The organism is Rahnella bruchi (assembly GCF_003614975.1).
In the GTDB taxonomy this organism is placed as follows: Bacteria; Pseudomonadota; Gammaproteobacteria; order Enterobacterales; family Enterobacteriaceae; genus Rahnella; species Rahnella bruchi.
The window spans coordinates 1-15,724 of record NZ_QZWI01000020.1; the positions used below are offsets into that span (position 1 = coordinate 1).

Here is a 15,724-nt window from a genome sequence, read left to right on the forward strand (position 1 = left end):
GGCGGCGGTGATAACGGCGGTGGTGATAACGGCGGTGGTGATAACGGCGGTGGTGATAACGGCGGTGGTGATAACGGCGGCGGTGATAACGGCGGCGGTGATAACGGCGGCGGTGATAACGGCGGCGGTGATAACGGCGGCGGTGATAACGGTCCAGATATCGAGGTTTTGAGACCTGAAGGAGGCGCATACACAGCCAACCTTTATGCTGCCGACAACATGTTCAGTGCGCCGCTTAGTGATCGCTTAGGAGAAACAGAATATACCGATAACATCTCTGGGGAACAAAAACTTACCAGTCTTTGGATGAAAAACACAGGTGGACACACACGTTTCAATGATAACAGTGGCCAGCTCAGAACCCGCAGCAATAGATATTCCCTTTTGTTGGGCGGAGACCTGGCAACTGGATCATCTCAGGAAGGTAGTGCATGGCGTACAGGTGCTCTGGTTGGGTATGGTAATAACCAAAGTAACACATTATCCAAAGAATCAGGATATAACGCTAAAGGTCAAGTGAATGGCTATACCACTGGAATCTACGCGACCTGGTATGCAGACGGGAACAGTGAGCAAGGCGCTTATATTGATGGTCTGGTGCAATATAGTTGGTTTACTAACAGTGTAAGAGGTGAAGAGCTCCAGGAAGAAAAATATAATTCGAAAGGATTACAAACTACACTGGAAACGGGATATGTTTTCGCGATGGGTGGGGTAAATGGTGATAATGATTTAAATTGGTATCTACAGCCTAAGGCTAGTGTTGCATGGTCAGGAATTAAAGCTGATCAACATAAAGAGAATAACGGCACAATAGTGCAAGGCAACGGCAATGACAATGTATCCTCTAAACTTGGGTTAAAGGTATTTCTCAAAGGACACAGTACGTTAGACGATGGGAAGAATCGCAACTTCAAGCCATTTATAGAAACAAACTGGATCCATAATACACAAACTCGCGGTGTATCTATGGATGGAGTAGAGATAAGTCAGGCCGGCTCCCATAATATTGGAGAAGCACGAATAGGTGTAGAGGGCCGACTTACCCCTCAGTTTAATTTAACTGGGTATGCTGGTCAGCAGATCGGTGATTCAGGTTACTCAGATACCTCAGCAGTTATTGGTATCAAGTACAGTTTCTAACCCGCTTATCGTTAGGCGTGAAATTGATACTATGCAGTTTCACGTCTAATCGGCTATAACCACAATATCAGAGTCTCAATCTCCGGTAATCTTTACCGGGGATGTCAATATATCCGTCGGTAATTTGCTGATATTTGTGACCAAGTAACGTTCGGGCAAACACTCCTTGCTCACGGTACAGCCTTTCAAAAAGCTAGCATTGTTTCCTAAAGTACGATCGATTTCCCCCGATGCCCGCCCCTATCTGCTGTAGGTAAGCCTGTTCAAAAAAAGGCTTACCGTACTATTTTTTGGCGAGTACACGGGACTCAAAGAGGATGGCTAAGGTAATCAATAACCGATATCACGCATGGAATGCATGTTCGAATAATCTGCTCATAGGCCAATTGTAAGTATCCCACCAAAACGGCCCATTCACTTATAGAGATCTTCCGACATACTATTTATGTCCCCGAGGAGATCGCTATGCGTAAAATCCGTTTCACCGAGCACCAGATCATCGCCGTCCTGAAATCAGTCGAAGCTGGCAGGACCGTCAAAGATGTGTGCCGCGAGGCCGCTATTTCCGAAGCCAGCTATTACAACTGGAAGGCGAAATATGGCGGGATGGAAGCCGCTGACATCAAAAAGATAAAGGCTCTTGAAGACGAGAATCGTCGTCTGAAGCAGATGTTTGCCGATCTGAGTCTGGAATGCCGGACGCTGAAAGACGTCATCGAAAAAAAGCTTTAAAACCAGCGATAAAGCGTGAGCTCGTCAGCTATCTGACCACGCAGTTTACGATGAGCATACGCCAGGCATGCAGGACGTTATCGCTGAGCAGGACGGTGTTTCGTTATCAACCAGATACACGACGTGTTGAAGCGGTGATCCAGAGGTTGACCGAGGCAGCTGAACGCTATCCCCGCTACGGATTTAATAAGCTTTTTCAGGTCCTTAGCAGGCAGGGTCACGTCTGGAACCACAAGCGTCTATACCGGATTTACTGTCTGCTAAAACTCAATTTTCGTCGTAAGGGTAAACAACGCCTGCCGGTGCGCAATCCGGCTCCGCTGGCAACGCCGGAAGCACGGAACCAAAGTTGGTCGATTGATTTTATGCACGACGCGCTGACATGTGGCCGACGTTTTCGGACTTTCAATGTTGTCGATGATTTTAACCGTGAAGCTCTGGCTATCGAAATTGACCTTAATATCCCGGCGTAGCGGGTCGTGCGGGTGCTAGACAGAATAGTAGCAAACCGTGGATATCCACTGAAGATGCGGATGGATGACGGGCCGGAACTGGCTGGGTGTAAGGATTCGTGCGTAAATGTGTAAGATCCCCCGCCAACCCTTGCCATGCCTGCACTATCAGAATTTAACGTCATAGCTTGCAGGTTGGGGATGACGCTCTTTCACCTCGGATAAACCAAAGCGATTGATATGATGGGTACGGTATGGACTAAATGCGGCCAAAAGTTCGGGGGTTAAAACCATCCCCTCAGCTTCCAGCTCTTTCAGTACCTGTGTTAACGTCTGGCAGTTGTGGAAAATCACAAGGTTAGCGACCAAATGATTATATTTTATTACCTTCAGTTGTTCATCTCGTGCGTTCTCCGTGATTTTATCGGCCCCAAAATGAACCCATTGGGTGAACTGGTTAAAACCTTCACATTTATTTTGCGCGGCCTGAATAACACGGCGCAATTCGTCATCGCCAATATATTCCAGCAGGAACAACGTTCTGATCGTCCGACCAAGCTCGCGAAATGCAAAGTACAGTTTATTTTTTCGACTGGCGGTGCCCAGTTTTCGCAGAATAGTTGAAGGCGAAAGCCGCCCAGCCCTGATGGATTGGGCAACCTGCAACATATCGGGTAAGTGGCAGGAAATTAGCGCCCAGTCTATGGCCTCTTTACTGAACAGCGTCTCGATATGTTGATAAATTTCATCTGGTGTAGCTTTAAACCATTTTAGGTCTTTCCAGTTCCGGACTCTGGGCATCAGTTTAATGCCTAACAGGAAAGCCAGCCCGTAAACGGGCGCACTCTGCGCCTGCGTATCGCCGTGTAAAATATCGGGCTGAATATCTGAATTATTTTTGGTGAGCCCATCCAGAATGTAGATCGCTTCCCACGCGCCGCACGGAATAAAATGCGAAAATAAGGCAATATAAGTATCACTGACGTGATAATAAGCAATGCCTCCATAACCGCCATAGCGAATATGCCGTTCGGATAACAGGTTGTTTTCATACAGATCCCACTGAGTTCCGTCAGCAGCAACCCGTTTGGTTTCCCCCCAATACCGGGGCAATTGGAACTGGTTATAACCATTAATTATGTCAATCGTTGCTGCCTCCAGCTTTTCTGTCGTCACCTGCCTCTGATCAACAAACGAAATTTGCCGGGCACTGATATCGGCGATAGTGCGGGATGTCTGCATCGGCCCAAGGCCTGTAGCATAAGCAAAGGTTGTGATGATTTTTCGGCGCGTCGATTTTTTTAATTTTCCCTTATGTCCACTCAGTGGGCCAATATGCTTATCCCAGTGAAGCCATTCCTACTTCGCCATTTTGCCAAACCTTTTCTACCCTTTAAATTTCCGAGTAAGCGTATTCTTGGATTCAACTTTGATGGTAGGCCAACGATGATGGCTAGAGGAGTTAACCGGTTTTTAGATTCAAGCGGAGCCGCATATGCATGTGAGCTCGGTCGCCTTGCTCACGAACTTATTTCAGAAAGTGGAGGGGCGTTAATGCATCGATTGGAATGTCTATATGATGAAATTTTAATCGATGAAGTGCAAGATCTTAGCAGTCATGACTGGGAGATTATCGATGAGTGTCTTCGTTCATCGGTTGACATTCGAATGGTTGGTGATATTCGCCAATCTGTACTCTCGACTAATCCACGTAGCTCAAAAAATAGAAAATATGCCTATGCAGAAGTAATAAGCTGGTTCCGTGAACGCCAAGCCAAAGGGCTTATAAATATTACCGAGAGTGCCACGACATGGCGTTGCCATCCCGCGATTGCTGCATTCTCTGATACTATTTTTTATAAAAGCTGGCGGTTTCCTGCAACGGACTCTAAGAACGAGATAATTACAGATCATGATGGTGTATTCCTAGTACCTAAAAGGCACGTTGCTGATTATGTTGCCAAATATCAGCCTCAGTGTTTGCGCAATACGGCCAGTTCGGGCAAAGAGTTTCATCTTGACTTCATGAATTTTAAAATTTCGAAGGGTTCAACACATGAGCGGGTACTCATCGTGCCTACTGCTGGGATCCTGAAGTTTATTCAAACTGGCGATCCTCTGGAACCAGGACCTGCAGCAAGTTTTTATGTCGCAGTCACAAGGGCGAAACAGAGTGTAGCTCTTGTAGTTGATAGTCCTGGCAACTCATTACTTCCATATTGGCAACCATAAACTCATATATTGATATAGCCAGTGGCATGACGCTTGATTTCGGCAGCGTAGATGTGGCAAGGGCTAGAGCGTGATCTTACACATTTACGTATGAATCCTTACGCCTAGCCTAGCTACGACGCGCGAGTGAGCCAAGTCATTTCCTGAACGATGACATCGCACTTAAGCAGCTAGGTCGGTTACCCCTCCTAGAAGACATTGAAAGTCTGGTACTGCAAGTATCAGCAGCGTCTAGATCTTCCGATGGGCTACCGTGTTGCAGCCTGGTACATAGAAAATGAGTCAGGCGCGTCACTCCAGCGTCCAGAGTTAATGAGATTGTTAAAAGAAGTAGATAAGGGGGATGTCATTCTTATCGAGCAGGTTGACAGGCTTTCATGAAAAGCAACTGGCAGTAGTGAGTCTTGATTTACCGACTAGCCATATGGCTTTGAGCGGGAAGGGTGGCAGCGACTTCACTGGGGCAATGCTCAGGGCAATCAATGGCATGATGTTGGACATGCTGATCGCTGAGAGAATTACCCGGTATATCGCCGGCGACAGAATGAAAGTAAAGCGGTCAGTAACATTCGTCACTGCCGCCTTCCCGCGTCATAAATTGTTCAAGCGTCAGGCTGTAAAGAAGATGATTAATTTATAATATCGTGAAATATTGCCTCTATATTATTTCCGTCAATGTCAGTCAAAAATGCTGCGTAATAACCTGGGTAATAGGCGGGTCTGTAACCCGGTTCTCCGTTATCATAACCACCTGCTGCGAGGCCTTTGGAATAGAAATCCTGAACTGCTCTCTTATTTTCAGCACGCAGAGCGATGTGTATTTTTCCACTATTAGATTCGCCTTCGGCTAACCATAGCTGGGGAGCATTTTTTCCATAACCTACTCTCCTTGTATTATCCTCACCGGTTTCAAACAGCTTCGCATATCCCAGCGCAGATAAAACAGCATCATAAAATTTAACGGATTTCGCATAATCTTTTACATTAAATTGAATATGATCAAACATAAAGCCTCCATTAAGAAATAGGTTAACAATTGGTTTTCATCTCTTAGCGCGCACTGTCTATCATGGCACCGCCATCCGGTGTGAGAGTGTAACCGGTAAGAAATTGTGCATCCCGGCTCGCCAGAAAAAGTACAACAGGCGCGATATCTTCTTCAGCTGAACCATACCGACCCAGGGCATTGCCTGGAGGAGGGACGCTGACGTCGTCTCCCCACGTTTTGGCGACTGGTAACACGTTGTTCACCGTAATTTTGTCAGCTGCCCACTCCCTTGCTGCAGTGCGCGTGAGGGCCCGGACAGCCTCTTTTGCCATGTTGTACGGCGCATATCCCTCCATACCCAGTACACCTGCTATTGAGCCAAAGTTAATAACGCGACCCTCACTGCTCTTCTTCAGCCATGGATAGCAATACTGCATTATTCGCAGATAGGACACCGGCCCCATATCAAAATTACGCTGCAGTTGTTCTACGGATAAATTAAGAACAGTGGACTGTGGCACGGTCGGGTCAAAGGCGTTGTTAACCAGAATATCGACACCCCCGAATGTCTTCACCGTCTGTTCTACGGCCGCTTTGATCTGGTCATCAATGCTCATGTCGCACACAACTGCGAGCGCAGACCCGCCGGCAGCGTTAATGCTCCCGACAACCTTTTCAACCTCACTTGCAGTCCTGGATACTACCGCCACCTTAGCGCCCTCTGATGCCAGCAGCATTGCGATGGCACGGCCTATACCCCGGCTTGCTCCGGTTACAATAGCAACTTTTTCATTGAGTCGGTTCATGGACATTCCTCTCATATTTAATGGGATCACGGGTGATTAACGACAATTTGTGGATAGGGTGAAGGAATCTCTCTTACTGAATTTTGCGTGGCAAATGACGCGGCAAACAATACAAGCCCCACTAAGGCAGGTAAGGCGCCGGCTGGTTTTTTGACACCTAAATGAGCTAGAGCGGACAGTAACAGATGATAGAAAATGCCCGCATATGCTAAATCGCTCAGGAAAATGCTATAACGCGACACAATGGCAATGACAGCGAGAACCTTCAACACGATAAGCAGGGGATGCAGATAAACAGGATACCCAAAGTCAGCCAGCGTCTGACGTACCCATCCGGCCTTCACAACATATAATGTTGCTGAAGTCACATACAGCAGGGCCAGGAGGGCAGTGCTTATCCAGTAAATTAAAATTTCAGTCATGCAGAATTACCTTCCGTTAATCTAAATTGTCGACCAGTGAGAGAATGTGGCCTAAGATGAAATTTGACAAGTAGGATGAAATAAAGGTGGTTAGTATGGAAAAACATACCAATGAGGGTAATGAAGTTAACATGCATGAAGAAATGCGCCGCGCGTTCAATTTACTGTCCGGGAAATGGAAGCTGGAAATCATGTGGTTGTTAAATCAGCGCATTTATCGCTTCGGAGAGCTGCGCAAAGCGATCCCGGGAATAACCCAGCACATGCTGACAGCCCAGCTCAGGGAACTTGAAAACGATGGACTGGTATCCAGAACCGTATTTGCGGAGGTTCCGCCACGGGTCGAATATGAAATCACAAACAAAGCGCGCGGACTCGGCCCCACCATGGAAGCACTCACAGCATGGTGGCTAGAATATGGTGATACTGTTCCGGCAAAACCGGCAGGGCGTGGGCGTCGCGCTTCTGCGGAAAAAACAACCTGCTAATCTTTTATATACACTCAACAATAAACGACGGGATGTTCCAGTCGTTTATTGTTTTAGTGCTAAAGGGGGCGTTGCGGATTTGTAGTATTGGCCTCTCGCAGTGATGCTATGTCTTTTTTGGGCGGTACGCCAAAGAAGCGACTGTACTCACGGCTAAACTGAGACGGGCTTTCATAGCCCACTTTGTAGGAGGCGGTGGAAACATCAAGATGCTCATTTAACATCAGGCGCCTGGCTTCATTCAAACGCAGCCACTTCAGATATTGCAGCGGACTCATTGACGTGAGCTGCCTGAAATGCTGGTTGAATGTTGGCGTACTCATCTGCACCCGGTCGGCGAGTTCGTCCACCCGTATAGGATCGGCATAATGCAGTTTAAGCCAGTCTATCGCTCGGGCTATTCTGTGACCCTGACTGTCAACAGAGGCTATCTGCCGCAGCTTGGCCGCCTGATCGCTCTGCAGAAGCCTGTAATGTATTTCACGCTGAAACAAAGGGGCCAGGACAGGAATTGCTTCAGGTTCATCCAGTAACTCAAGCATCCGGCTAAATGATTTTAATAGTGAGGATGATGCCGTACCGATTCCTACACTTGAGCTGACTCCGCGATCTCGCCTTGGTGGCAATACGCCCTGTGCAATCAACTCCGCTACAATCCGTAAATCAAGCTTCATTGTCATGCCGAGACACGAGGCTTCTCTGCTTGCCTCAACCACTTCTGAGTTAGCAGGCAGGTCCAATGAAGTGATTAAAAAGTGCGAAGTATCATATCGATAGGGTGCTCCACCAATCCAGACATGTTTTGCCCCGCGGGCGACAATTACAACGCTTGGTTCAATCATGCACATAACGGGATGAGCGGGTTCATCACGTCGGAAAAAAGTCAGCCCATTGATAGACGTCGCAAAATCTCCTGTTCCCTTTGAGTGCTGGTCAATAGTTTGAACAAATCCGGCAAGCAGTGCCTCGTGTTCATGGTTCATCAGTGGTTGTGTGGTCATTTATATAGATTCCTCCTGCTTGCATATTATCTTCCCTCCCCTGCCGGAACCACATTATTTATTAATATTCATCGGATCAGGCAAGTAATCCAGTCAATCACGCTAACTAATAAAACAATAACATTGGAAAATACAAGTGCGGGGAAAATGAACAAACTAACTTGCCTGTGAGAAACGTTAGCTTTGTAACGAATAACCTTCCCCGATAAATGCTCAGGGAAGCGGCTCATGAAAGGACCAAGTGGAGAAAATTGACGATGAATCCTGTTTACGATTTTAGCGGCCAGGTTGCTTTAGTAGTCGGAGCCAGTACCGGGATCGGTGCCGCCACCGCCCGTGCTTTTGCGCAAAGTGGTGCAAGTGTGCTTCTGGCTGATGTTGACGGCGAGGCGGTTATCGCGCTTTCAAGGCAGCTTGAGTCAGAGGGGTATTCTGCCACCGGGTTGGCCTGTGATGTAACAGTAGAGTCGCAGGTTGCCTCAGTGGTCAGAAGAACCGTCGAAGTTTATGGTCGCCTTGACTTTGCCTATAACAACGCGGGCGTACAGGCCCCCTCGAGTGATTTTGCTGAACTGCCTGCGGATGAGTTTGACCGGTTGGTTGCGATTAATCAGCGCGGGATTTGGGCATGCATGAAACATGAACTTTGGCAAATGCGATCGCAGGGGTACGGTGCCATCGTGAACTGTGCTTCAGTCGGCGGGTTAGTTGGTCAGCCAAATCTGGCTCCTTATAACGGAACGAAACATGCGGTACTTGGGATGACGAAAGGTGCGGCCCTTGAGTATGCCGCACGCGGTATTCGTATAAACGCGGTATGCCCGGGCACAGTTAATACCCCGATGGTGGCAACGATGATGGAAACCCAAAAAGAAGCCATGGAAGACATCATGATCCGCCAGGTAATAAATCGCCTTGGAGAACCGGAAGAGATAGCTGCTGCGGTCTTATGGCTTTGCAGTCCGGGGGCCAGTTTCGTGGTAGGCATTGGCTTACCGGTTGATGGGGGTTTTACCGCTAACTGACAGGTGATGAGTTGCCTGCATCATGGTGAAAATGTTGGATATCAGGCCATTATAAGAGCCTGCACAGCCGGAGGAAAAATGGTACAGGATTTCTTTCATCTGAGCATCGCCACTCGAGATCTTAACAAAAGCATCCGCTTTTACGAAGCACTTGGGTTGGCGGTGATTAAAGACTTCGGTGACGTTGAGGAAGAAGGTATTGCAGAAGCATTCTGCTTGCCAGCCAGTCATCTAAAAGTGGTTTATCTTGCCCCTCCCGACGGGAAATCAGGTCTCTTTATTGACCTTGTTGAATGGGTTGCTCCGGTATCGCCTGGAGAGGCTTATGCAGTCGCACACCACACAGGGCTGAATCGGTTTGCGCTGCGCGTAACTGATCTTACTAACACTGTGCGGAAATTACAGGAAAGGGGACTGATTTTTCTGACCGAGGAACCAAAGCAGTTTGGCGCCAACGTCCGATGCATCGTCATTAAGGATCCCGATGGTGTTTTCGTTCAACTTATCGAGATTTCTTAATACGTCCAGAGCCTCTGGACACATAGCGTAACTAAATAAATGCAGTACATATCACTACAACTGGGTCCGTCATGTCAGCGGTGCTGCTGACGGAAAAATCGATTAAAGGATAAAGCCATGAAAAGAATTTTGTTAGCCTGCGGGCTTCTCGTTTCTTCATTTGCCTCCCTCGGAGCCGACATGTCGCGCGGGGCAGATAATTTTTATAAAAGTGACAAAGTGGTGGCAGAAAAAGTCACGTTTCTCAATCAATACAAGATGAAAATCACAGGTAATCTGTACATCCCAAAAGGGGTCGATCCTAAAGCGAAAAATCCTGCCATCATTGTTGGTCATCCGATGGGCGCAGTGAAAGAGCAAAGTGCAACCCTCTATGCACAAAAGCTTGCTGAGCAAGGATTTGTCACCCTGGCTATCGATTTGTCTTTCTTTGGTGAAAGCGAAGGCCAGCCGCGCAATGCCGTCTCCCCGGAAATGTTCACTGAATCCTTCAATGCGGCAGTTGACTACCTTGGAACACGCCCGTTTGTTGACCGCAATCGCATTGGGGTTATCGGCATCTGTGGCAGCGGCAGTTTTGCCATCAGTGCAGCCAAGATCGACCCGCGCCTGAAAGCCATTGCGACTGTGAGCATGTACGACATGGGCTCGGTCACACGAAACGGTATTCGCAAGGGTCTTTCGCTTGAACAGCGTAAAGCAATGATTGCCGCAGCGGCAGAGCAACGATATGTAGAATTTACCGGCGGTAAAACCAAATGGGTAGATTACCTGCCAGTGAAATTACCGGCCGATGCGGATCCGACTCGCCGTGAATTCTATGACTACTATCGTACGCCACGCGGTCAGGTTGTGCCTAAAGGCACGACTGTAGAACAGTCGCAGAACCGTCCTATTTCAAGCGAGGTGAAGTTTAACAACTTCTATCCGTTTGAGGATATTGAGACGATCTCGCCACGTCCGATGTTGTTTATCACCGGATCTGAAGCGCACTCCAGAGAGTTCAGCGAAGATGCCTACAAACGTGCAGGTGAGCCTAAAGAACTCTTCATCGTGCCAGGGGCAGGCCACGTCGACCTCTATGACCGCGTTGACCTTATCCCCTTCAACAAATTGACGGAATTCTTTAAAACCAATCTGAAATAATTTCAGTTGGTAGCTCCTAATCCCCTGCCTGATTGTACCGGCAGGGCTCTCCTTATCAACAGAAGAGTGACTTATGAAAACCTATGCTTTTGCTGCCCTTTCAGCGGACAAACCGCTGGTTCCGTTTTCTTTTGAACGCCGTGAAACCCGCCCGAATGACGTTGTGATTGAAATCCTCTATTGCGGTGTTTGCCATTCAGACCTTCATACGGCGCGTAATGATTGGGGCTGGACAAATTTCCCTATTGTAGTCGGCCATGAGATTGTCGGTCGTGTACTCAGTATCGGTGCTGACGTAACCCGACATAAGGTCGGCGATCATGTCGCTGTGGGTACGATGGTAGACAGTTGCCAGCATTGCGATCAATGTCATAAAGGTGAAGAACAGCTTTGTCGTGAAGGCAATACGCAAACCTTCGCAGGCGCTGACCGCATAACCGGCGAACCTACCATGGGCGGATACGCAAAACATATCGTGGTACGGGAAGAATTCGTTCTGAATGTTCCTGCGGGTCTTGATCTGGCTAAAACTGGACCGTTGTTATGTGCTGGCGCCACCACTTATTCACCGTTGCGAACCTGGAATGTCGGCCCTGGAAGTCGTGTCGGTGTGATTGGCATGGGCGGGCTAGGGCACATGGCCATCAAACTGGCTGAAGCCATGGGGGCTCGCGTGACGGTGCTGAGTCGTTCGCCGGCAAAGGCGCAGGATGCAAAAGCGCTTGGCGCTGATGCATTTCTTGTGTCCAGCGATAAAGTGGCAATGGAGCAGGCAGCCTCTTCCTTTGACTTGATCATTGATACGGTCCCGGCCAAGCACGAACTCGACCCGTATCTTCCCCTGCTGGATATTGACGGGACATTGTGCGTCGTTGGTCAGATTGGACCACTGGCTGAAATGAGCAGCATTCCGCTCCTCCTCGGCCGCCGGCGCGTGGCCGGTTCCGCCATCGCTGGTATTGAACAAACGCAAGAAATGCTGGAGTTCTGTGCTCGCAAGAATGTGCTGCCTGAAGTCGAAATGATCCGCATGGACCAGATCAACGAAGCGTTTGACCGCCTTGAGCGCTCTGACGTGCGGTATCGCTTTGTAATTGATATGGCCACGCTGGAACAGCCTCAGGCGGAGAATGCGCTCAGTTAGAGGCAGGGATGAACGTTCCTGTCGGAGAACGGAGTTTCCGGCAGGAAAAATACCACGGAGATATATTGATGAAAATTGGGATACTCGGTGCCGGCAGAATGGGATCAACCATAGGCACTGTCTTCGCAAGGCTTGGCCATGAGGTCATTTTCAGCTATTCCCGCAGTCAGCAAAAGTTGCAAAATCTTGCATTAACATCTGGCGGGCGGGCCTGCTCACCAGAGTATGCGGTGAAGCAGTCAAATATCCTCGTTCTGGCCGTTCACTGGACGCAGCTGGATGATGTGCTTTCGCAGGCGGGCGATTTACGCGGAAAAATCGTCATCAGCTGTACGAATCCGCTGAATATTTCAGACACCGAGCTGGTTGTTGCACATACCGATTCGGGAGCTGAAACCGTTGCCAGGAAATTACCCGGTGCACACGTCGTGGCAGCCTTTCAGGCAACGCCAAGTGAAGTGCTGCTGGAGGTATTTGAAGGGAAATACACAGCTCCCAGACCAAGTATGGTGTATTGCGGCAATGATCGGGAAAGCAAAAAGACGGTCCGGGAGCTCCTAAAACAGTTTGGCTTTGAACCGGTTGATGCCGGCCCGCTGAAACTGGCGCGCTACATTGAACCTTTCGCCATGTTGGCGACTGAGCTGGCTTACGGAACCCCCCATGGCCCCAAATGGGTTTACAACTTTGGCCGATACTCATAAGACGCACGACCAATTTTAATTAACCAGGAAATCTTGGTTTTTCTTTGCGAATTTTACAGGATAAAAGTATGAAAAAAATCATTCTGGGATTATCTCTGCTTTCATGTATTTCAGGCCTGCATGCACAGTCGCTTAAATTGACCAGTACAGATGTCAGGCAGGGGGAGCAGGTTAAAGACGCATATGTATTAAACGGCTCGGGCTGTACCGGAAAGAATATTTCGCCGCAACTTTCATGGACCGGCGCACCAGCAGAAACGAAAAGTTTTGCAATAACCATGTTCGATTCGGATGCGCCGACAGGGAGCGGATGGTGGCACTGGTCGTTGGTTAATATTCCAAAAGAGATTAACAGCGTGGCCCGTAATGCTGGCTCTACCGATGGTAAAAATATTCCTGTCGGAGCCGTTCAGGGGCGTACCGATTTTGGCGGCCCTGGCTATGGCGGCCCATGTCCACCCGCAGGGGATGCAACCCATCATTACCATTTTAAAATATGGGCTTTGAAAGTAGATAAACTGCCAGTTGATAAGGATTCAGGGGGGGCGCTGGTCGGTTACATGCTTAACTCGAACAGTATTGCCAGTGCGGAGTTGGTTCCAGTCTCTGTGCGTCCAGCACAGTAACGGGTCAGGGCAGAGTCAGGTATCATGAAAAAACGGAACAAATATATGCTGATGATTGCATTGCTTGTCGCCGTTCTGACGGCCAGTGCATTTATTTGGCTGGCCATGCCTAAGTTCGGTGCCTCGCCTCAGGGCAACCGACTTCAGGCAGTCGAACGCTCTCCTCATTATGTGAATGGAGAGTTTCGCAATCTCCTTAAAACATCGGTTGATACCGGAAATACCAGTTTCTTTTCAAACATGTTGTCATTCATTGCTGATCGCAATCCGCGCCTGAAACCAGCAATTGCGGTACCGGTCATCCACACTAACCTAAAATCACTGCCTCGAGAACAAGATGTGGTGGTTTGGCTGGGTCATTCCTCTTTCTATATCCAGCTGGCCGGAAAACGTATTCTTCTTGACCCTGTTTTCAGTACTAACGCAAGCCCGTTGCCCGCCACGAATGTCGCATTTGATGGCAGTTCAGTTTATACAGCAGACGATATGCCCCCCATTGACGTTATGCTCATCACCCACGATCACTGGGACCATCTGGACTATCAAAGCGTGCTCGCACTGAGGCAGAAAGTTAAACAGGTGGTAGCCGGACTGGGCGTCGGTGCCCATCTTGCCCACTGGGGATATGCAGAGGATCGTATTCACGAAGCCGACTGGAATGACGACGTAGATATTCTACCCGGAGTAAAAATTCACGTTCTTACCGCGCGACACTTTTCGGGACGCTGGTTGACGCGTAATAAAACCTTATGGGTCTCCTTTGCCCTTGAAACTGCCCAGCAGCGTTTGTATTTCAGTGGCGACAGCGGCTATGGAGCACATTTTCGAGACATTGGGCAACGGTTCGGAAAATTCGACCTAGTTGCTCTGGATATGGGCCAATATGACCCTCGGTGGGCCAATATCCACATGTTCCCGGAGGAGGCGGCACAGGCAGCTGAAGATTTAGACGCGGTACGGCTTCTGCCCGCACATGTTGGACGCTTTAGTATTGCCGCCCATGACTGGGACTAACCGTTCAAGCGGATTGAACAAGCGGGTAACGGAGCGAATTTCCAGTTGGACACGCCTGTCATAGGCGAGGTTATCTGGCTTAACAGAAAAGAGCAGCATTTTAGAAAATGGTGGACAACGGAACCATAGTAAATGATCCTAAATATACGGGGTTTCGACTGGTAATAAACATATGCTCCGGCCATTTAAAACCAAGTCTAATTAACTTAAAAAATACATTATCAAGTGGGATTTACAATTCCAGTGCGGTTAATGCTATTTATGTTAAGTTAATCACAAGTTTTTTAGGTTAACGAGTTTTTCCTAGACGCACTGTCGCGAAACAGGTCATTTCATCTCATCCAGCGTGACCTCGTGTGCAACTTAGCATCCTTGCTCAGTGAAATTTTAATTATATTGTTTATGTCAGGATATAATTCACGTTTCGAGCAGGACTAGTTTGAGACAATGTTATGTGTACAAATGAGTGAATCTTGTCATTCTTATTTTAGTTTTCATGTAACTGCCGGTTACTATTTTCATTAGAGATACATTTTTAATATGCGTCGTTTAAGGAAGTAGTTCTTAAACATCATTATTGGATTTTAACAGCGATATTAATTATCTATTATTGCTCAGTATTTCAGTTTGAAACTAATGTGGGGGGTAGACCCTGTGTTGAATTGCGGTAATAACCAAAGTAGAAACCATATGGCCATATTCCTCTAAACGGCGGCGGCCCTTAAGCATCCTATAAACTGTGTCGATTAAAACTACGGTTTCAATACTCCTCAAATAAATGAAAAATCTAAGGTCGAATGGCGTGAACGTTTTCGATAGATGCCATGTTTAAGCGTGACGGTGCATAAAGAACTACAGCACCATTCCCTGATGCTGTAGTGAGAGGCAAATTACTGAGGTAATTTCTCAGTTCTTAGTTGTTTAACTTCCTCTTCTTCAAGGTCATCATACAGTTGCTGCAATTGCTCAGCCAGGATCAGTAGCAACACATAATTTGGGTTATTGTCATCCGGATTTTCAAGCATCACATTTACCAAAACACGAGAGCGATCGACCAGTTCTCTGGTAGAGGGATGTTCAAGTGAGAATTTCATAGATACCTCCAGAGGAGGCTGACGCGAGGAGGTTGGGAATTGAACATAGAGGTCAGCGTTCCGCATAATCATGAGAATACAAATAGCAGCAAAGCATTATTGCTACCGACACTCGTGATATTCGGAACGCCAATTCCGGCTGCAGTTTTGCTGCAGCGTGTAAACTGTACCGCAAATCGATGCTTAAA

15 protein-coding genes and 3 pseudogenes are annotated in these 15,724 nt (G+C 48.0%); 12 read left to right on the forward strand and 6 right to left on the reverse strand.

The features are described 5' to 3' along the window. A partial coding sequence (locus tag D5398_RS22640) for an autotransporter outer membrane beta-barrel domain-containing protein (protein WP_162940817.1) occupies nt 1-1,143 on the forward strand: 1,143 nt, incomplete at its 5' end. 465 nt (nt 1,144-1,608) lie between these two features. Then, nucleotides 1,609-2,426 (forward strand): annotated as a pseudogene (locus tag D5398_RS22645) (IS3 family transposase); the annotation flags it as partial. Between the two features lie 69 nt (nt 2,427-2,495). On the opposite strand, the pseudogene D5398_RS22650 reads toward D5398_RS22645, so the two are convergent. Then, nucleotides 2,496-3,686: pseudogene (locus D5398_RS22650) on the reverse strand (transposase); the annotation flags it as partial. On the opposite strand from D5398_RS22650, the gene D5398_RS22655 reads away from it, so the two are divergent. Then, nucleotides 3,663-4,559 carry a UvrD-helicase domain-containing protein gene (locus D5398_RS22655; protein WP_244216818.1) on the forward strand — a complete coding sequence of 299 codons (897 nt, stop codon included), beginning with the start codon at nt 3,663-3,665 and terminating at the stop codon, nt 4,557-4,559. The pseudogene D5398_RS22650 and the gene D5398_RS22655 overlap by 24 nt on opposite strands. A gap of 243 nt (nt 4,560-4,802) precedes the next feature. After that, nucleotides 4,803-5,070 (forward strand): annotated as a pseudogene (locus D5398_RS22660) (recombinase family protein); the annotation flags it as partial. A 118-nt stretch (nt 5,071-5,188) separates the two neighbouring features. Here D5398_RS22660 and D5398_RS22665 read toward each other — a convergent pair. The 3 genes from D5398_RS22665 to D5398_RS22675 are packed head-to-tail and all read right to left on the reverse strand — an operon-like array spanning nt 5,189 to nt 6,775. Continuing rightward, nucleotides 5,189-5,566, reverse strand: coding sequence for a VOC family protein (locus D5398_RS22665; RefSeq protein WP_120509633.1), 378 nt, complete (start codon nt 5,564-5,566; stop codon nt 5,189-5,191). Nucleotides 5,567-5,609: 43 nt separating this feature from the next. Then, nucleotides 5,610-6,353 (reverse strand): SDR family NAD(P)-dependent oxidoreductase, encoded by a 744-nt coding sequence (locus D5398_RS22670; RefSeq protein WP_120509634.1) that lies wholly within the window; start codon nt 6,351-6,353, stop codon nt 5,610-5,612. 26 nt (nt 6,354-6,379) lie between these two features. Next, on the reverse strand, nt 6,380-6,775 hold the full coding sequence (locus D5398_RS22675) for a DoxX family protein (RefSeq protein ID WP_120509635.1): 396 nt from the start codon (nt 6,773-6,775) through the stop codon (nt 6,380-6,382). 95 nt (nt 6,776-6,870) lie between these two features. Here D5398_RS22675 and D5398_RS22680 point away from each other — a divergent pair, with 95 nt between their 5' ends. Next, nucleotides 6,871-7,263, forward strand: coding sequence for a winged helix-turn-helix transcriptional regulator (locus tag D5398_RS22680; RefSeq protein WP_120509636.1), 393 nt, complete (start codon nt 6,871-6,873; stop codon nt 7,261-7,263). A 59-nt stretch (nt 7,264-7,322) separates the two neighbouring features. On the opposite strand, the gene D5398_RS22685 is transcribed toward D5398_RS22680, so the two are convergent. After that, entirely contained in the window at nt 7,323-8,264 is a 942-nt protein-coding gene (locus D5398_RS22685) for an AraC family transcriptional regulator (protein WP_244216819.1), read from the reverse strand. Nucleotides 8,265-8,521: 257 nt separating this feature from the next. Here D5398_RS22685 and D5398_RS22690 point away from each other — a divergent pair, with 257 nt between their 5' ends. The 7 genes from D5398_RS22690 to D5398_RS22720 all read left to right on the forward strand — a co-directional run bounded on the left by D5398_RS22690 (nt 8,522) and on the right by D5398_RS22720 (nt 14,442). After that, entirely contained in the window at nt 8,522-9,289 is a 768-nt protein-coding gene (locus tag D5398_RS22690) for a glucose 1-dehydrogenase (RefSeq protein WP_120509700.1), read from the forward strand. Between the two features lie 78 nt (nt 9,290-9,367). After that, nucleotides 9,368-9,808, forward strand: a complete 441-nt coding sequence (locus D5398_RS22695; protein ID WP_162940818.1) for a VOC family protein — start codon at nt 9,368-9,370, stop codon at nt 9,806-9,808. A 117-nt stretch (nt 9,809-9,925) separates the two neighbouring features. Continuing rightward, nucleotides 9,926-10,954 (forward strand): alpha/beta hydrolase, encoded by a 1,029-nt coding sequence (locus D5398_RS22700; RefSeq protein ID WP_120509638.1) that lies wholly within the window; start codon nt 9,926-9,928, stop codon nt 10,952-10,954. Nucleotides 10,955-11,027: 73 nt separating this feature from the next. Beyond that, entirely contained in the window at nt 11,028-12,098 is a 1,071-nt protein-coding gene (locus D5398_RS22705; protein ID WP_120509639.1) for an NAD(P)-dependent alcohol dehydrogenase, read from the forward strand. Between the two features lie 8 nt (nt 12,099-12,106). After that, nucleotides 12,107-12,802, forward strand: a complete 696-nt coding sequence (locus tag D5398_RS22710) for an NADPH-dependent F420 reductase (protein WP_208646056.1) — start codon at nt 12,107-12,109, stop codon at nt 12,800-12,802. A gap of 68 nt (nt 12,803-12,870) precedes the next feature. Then, nucleotides 12,871-13,428, forward strand: coding sequence for a YbhB/YbcL family Raf kinase inhibitor-like protein (locus D5398_RS22715; protein ID WP_120509641.1), 558 nt, complete (start codon nt 12,871-12,873; stop codon nt 13,426-13,428). Nucleotides 13,429-13,473: 45 nt separating this feature from the next. Further along, a complete protein-coding gene (locus D5398_RS22720) occupies nt 13,474-14,442 on the forward strand; it encodes an MBL fold metallo-hydrolase (protein ID WP_244216820.1) in 969 nt (322 codons plus the stop codon). A gap of 890 nt (nt 14,443-15,332) precedes the next feature. Here D5398_RS22720 and D5398_RS22725 read toward each other — a convergent pair. Then, a complete protein-coding gene (locus D5398_RS22725) occupies nt 15,333-15,536 on the reverse strand; it encodes a hypothetical protein (RefSeq protein WP_120509642.1) in 204 nt (67 codons plus the stop codon). Nucleotides 15,537-15,724 lie beyond the last annotated feature (188 nt).

Excerpts from the sequence above, each read along its gene's own strand:
- D5398_RS22655 (WP_244216818.1), top strand. The coding sequence starts at position 3,663 with ATGCTTATCCCAGTGAAGCCATTCCTACTTCGCCATTTTGCCAAACCT.
- D5398_RS22665 (WP_120509633.1), bottom strand. The coding sequence starts at position 5,566 with ATGTTTGATCATATTCAATTTAATGTAAAAGATTATGCGAAATCCGTT.
- D5398_RS22670 (WP_120509634.1), bottom strand. The coding sequence starts at position 6,353 with ATGAACCGACTCAATGAAAAAGTTGCTATTGTAACCGGAGCAAGCCGG.
- D5398_RS22675 (WP_120509635.1), bottom strand. The coding sequence starts at position 6,775 with ATGACTGAAATTTTAATTTACTGGATAAGCACTGCCCTCCTGGCCCTG.
- D5398_RS22680 (WP_120509636.1), top strand. The coding sequence starts at position 6,871 with ATGGAAAAACATACCAATGAGGGTAATGAAGTTAACATGCATGAAGAA.
- D5398_RS22685 (WP_244216819.1), bottom strand. The coding sequence starts at position 8,264 with ATGACCACACAACCACTGATGAACCATGAACACGAGGCACTGCTTGCC.
- D5398_RS22690 (WP_120509700.1), top strand. The coding sequence starts at position 8,522 with ATGAATCCTGTTTACGATTTTAGCGGCCAGGTTGCTTTAGTAGTCGGA.
- D5398_RS22695 (WP_162940818.1), top strand. The coding sequence starts at position 9,368 with ATGGTACAGGATTTCTTTCATCTGAGCATCGCCACTCGAGATCTTAAC.
- D5398_RS22700 (WP_120509638.1), top strand. The coding sequence starts at position 9,926 with ATGAAAAGAATTTTGTTAGCCTGCGGGCTTCTCGTTTCTTCATTTGCC.
- D5398_RS22705 (WP_120509639.1), top strand. The coding sequence starts at position 11,028 with ATGAAAACCTATGCTTTTGCTGCCCTTTCAGCGGACAAACCGCTGGTT.
- D5398_RS22710 (WP_208646056.1), top strand. The coding sequence starts at position 12,107 with ATGAACGTTCCTGTCGGAGAACGGAGTTTCCGGCAGGAAAAATACCAC.
- D5398_RS22715 (WP_120509641.1), top strand. The coding sequence starts at position 12,871 with ATGAAAAAAATCATTCTGGGATTATCTCTGCTTTCATGTATTTCAGGC.
- D5398_RS22720 (WP_244216820.1), top strand. The coding sequence starts at position 13,474 with ATGCTGATGATTGCATTGCTTGTCGCCGTTCTGACGGCCAGTGCATTT.
- D5398_RS22725 (WP_120509642.1), bottom strand. The coding sequence starts at position 15,536 with ATGAAATTCTCACTTGAACATCCCTCTACCAGAGAACTGGTCGATCGC.